Raw genomic sequence first — 2,600 nt, forward strand, 5'->3', positions numbered from 1 at the left:
ACGATGAGTATCTCGGTCCCCATTATCCGGCAGACCCCCGGCGACGGCGCGGCCCGCGCCGCGGCGCGCAAGCGCGGGACGGGCGGCGGCGGGATCAACCGCCGGCCCGGCTGGGTGTCCTACACCGTGCTCGGCGCCGTCCTGGCCATCTCGGTCTACCCGATGTACTACGCGTTCCTGCTGGCGTCATCGGACTCGGACACCATCGCGCAGAACCCCGTCCCGTCCCTGATCCCCGGGCCCAACCTGGTGGACAACATCACCAGGGTGATCACCTCGGACATCAAGTTCTGGGAGGCCGTCGGGAACAGCCTCATCATCGCCACGCTGACCTCGGTGTCCGTGGTGTTCTTCGCGACCCTGGCCGGCTTCGCGTTCGCCAAGCTCAGCTTCCGGGGGCGCCGTGGGCTGCTGGTCTTCATCATCGCGACCATGGCTGTCCCGCCGCAGCTGGGCGTGGTGCCCCTGTTCATCGTGATGTCACGCCTCGACCTGGTCGGCACGGTCACCGCGGTGATCATCCCCGGCATGGTCACGGCCTTCGGGGTGTTCTGGATGACCCAGTACCTCGAGAGCGCCCTGCCCTACGAGCTCATCGAGGCGGCCCGCGTGGACGGCTGCTCGATGCTGCGCACCTTCTGGCACATCGCGATGCCCGCCGCACGACCGGCCGCAGCGATGCTGGCGCTGTTCACCTTCGTCGCGTCCTGGACCAACTTCTTCTGGCCCTTCATCGTGCTGGGCTCGGAGAACCCGACCCTCCCGGTCGCGCTGCAGCTGCTGCAGGCCTCCTACTTCAAGGACTACGCGCTGATCATGGCCGGGGTCGTGGCGGCGACGGTCCCGCTCGTGCTGCTCTTCGCCGTCGCGGGCAAGCAGCTCGTCTCGGGGATCATGCAGGGAGCGGTCAAGGGATGACGCCCCAGCTCGCCGTGGCCGACGCCTCGGCTCTCACCTTCCCGCCCGGCTTCGTGTGGGGGGCCGCCACCGCCTCCTTCCAGATCGAGGGCGCCGTCCACGACCACGGCCGCACACCGTCGATCTGGGACACCTTCTGCCGCGAGCCCGGGGCCGTGGTCAACAAGGACGACGGAGACGTGGCGTGCGACCACGTCCACCGGTACCGCGAGGACGTCGCCCTCATGGCCGACCTCAACCTGGACGCGTACCGCTTCTCGATCGCCTGGCCCCGGGTCCGGCCCGACGGTGGGGCCGCCAACCCCGCGGGGCTCGACTTCTACTCGCGCCTGGTGGACAGCCTGCTTGAGCGCGGGATCACCCCGTGGCCGACCCTCTACCACTGGGACCTCCCCCAGGCCCTCGAGGACCGCGGCGGCTGGGCCTCCCGGGACACCGCGGCCCGGTTCGCCGAGTACGCGGTGAGCGTGCAGGAGGCGCTCGGCGACCGGATCGGCACCTGGACGACCTTCAACGAGCCCTGGTGCTCGGCCTTCCTCGGCTACGCCGGGGGCCAGCACGCCCCCGGGCGCCAGGAGCCCGCCGCCGCGGTCGCCGCGGTGCATCACCTGCTCCTGGCCCACGGCCTCGCGAGCGAGGCGCTGCGGGCAGGCGACCCGGCCGCACAGGTGGGCATCACGCTCAACTTCACCGTCGCCGATCCCGCCGACCCGGGGCGACCCGAGGACGTCGACGCGGCCCGCCGGATCGACGCCGTGCACAACCGGGTGTTCCTCGACCCGGTGCTGCACGGGCGGTACCACCCAGACACCGTGGCCGCCTTCGCCTCTCGGGGTCTCGAGCTCCCCGTGCAGGACGGCGACCTCGAGACCATCGGTACGGGCGTCGACTTCATCGGCGTGAACTACTACCACGGTGACGCCTTCAGCACCCTCGCCCCCGAGCACCCCTTCCAGGGGGCCGACGTCGAGCGCCCGACCTCCTCCCCCATGGTCGGGGCCGAGGACGTGCACGCGGTGCCCCGGGGCCTGCCCCGCACGGCCATGGACTGGGAGGTCCAGCCCGACGGCCTGCGGAGGCTCCTCGAGCGGCTGCACACCGAGTACACCGGCCCGGCCGGGGTCGTCCTGTACATCACCGAGAACGGCGCGGCCTTCGACGACGAGGTCGCGGCCGACGGCTCGATCGAGGACCTCGAGCGCACCCGCTACGTCGAGGACCACGTCCGGGCCGTGCACGCCGCGATCCAGGCCGGGGCGGACGTGCGCGGCTACTTCGCCTGGTCCCTGCTCGACAACTTCGAGTGGGCCTACGGCTACGCCAAGCGCTTCGGCATCGTGCGAGTCGACTTCGACACCCTCGAGCGGACCCCCAAGCTGAGCGCTCTGCGCTACGCCGAGATCGCGCGCACGGGGAGGGTAGCGAACGGGGGTAGCGTTCCCGGGTGACCGAGATCAGCCCGCCCCGGCAGGAGGTGACGCTCGGCGCAGCCTCGGCCGGGAGGCGGGTCGCCCCGACCATCCGCCAGGTCGCCGCCCTCGCCGGCGTGTCCCGGGCGACGGCCTCGCGCGCGATCAACGGCGGGCACCTGGTCAGCCCCCAGGCCCCCGCCGCGGTCGAGGCCGCGGTCGCCGGGCTGGGCTTCACGCCCAACCCCCTTGCGCGCCGCCTCGCGACGCGGC

3 protein-coding genes are annotated in these 2,600 nt (G+C 72.0%); all 3 read left to right on the forward strand.

All coding sequences use genetic code 11. The annotated features are described in order from the left end of the window. Positions 1 to 3: 3 nt before the first annotated feature. A complete protein-coding gene (locus L0B03_RS16440) occupies positions 4 to 918 on the forward strand; it encodes a carbohydrate ABC transporter permease (RefSeq protein ID WP_250447878.1) in 915 nt (304 codons plus the stop codon). Next, entirely contained in the window at positions 915 to 2,366 is a 1,452-nt protein-coding gene (locus L0B03_RS16445; protein WP_250447876.1) for a GH1 family beta-glucosidase, read from the forward strand. Before L0B03_RS16440 ends, L0B03_RS16445 begins: the two co-directional genes overlap by 4 nt. A gap of 5 nt (positions 2,367 to 2,371) precedes the next feature. Next, a partial coding sequence (locus tag L0B03_RS16450; RefSeq protein WP_250447880.1) for a LacI family DNA-binding transcriptional regulator occupies positions 2,372 to 2,600 on the forward strand: 229 nt, incomplete at its 3' end.

Source organism: Actinotalea sp. C106, assembly GCF_023630195.1.
Classification (GTDB): Bacteria; Actinomycetota; Actinomycetes; order Actinomycetales; family Cellulomonadaceae; genus Actinotalea.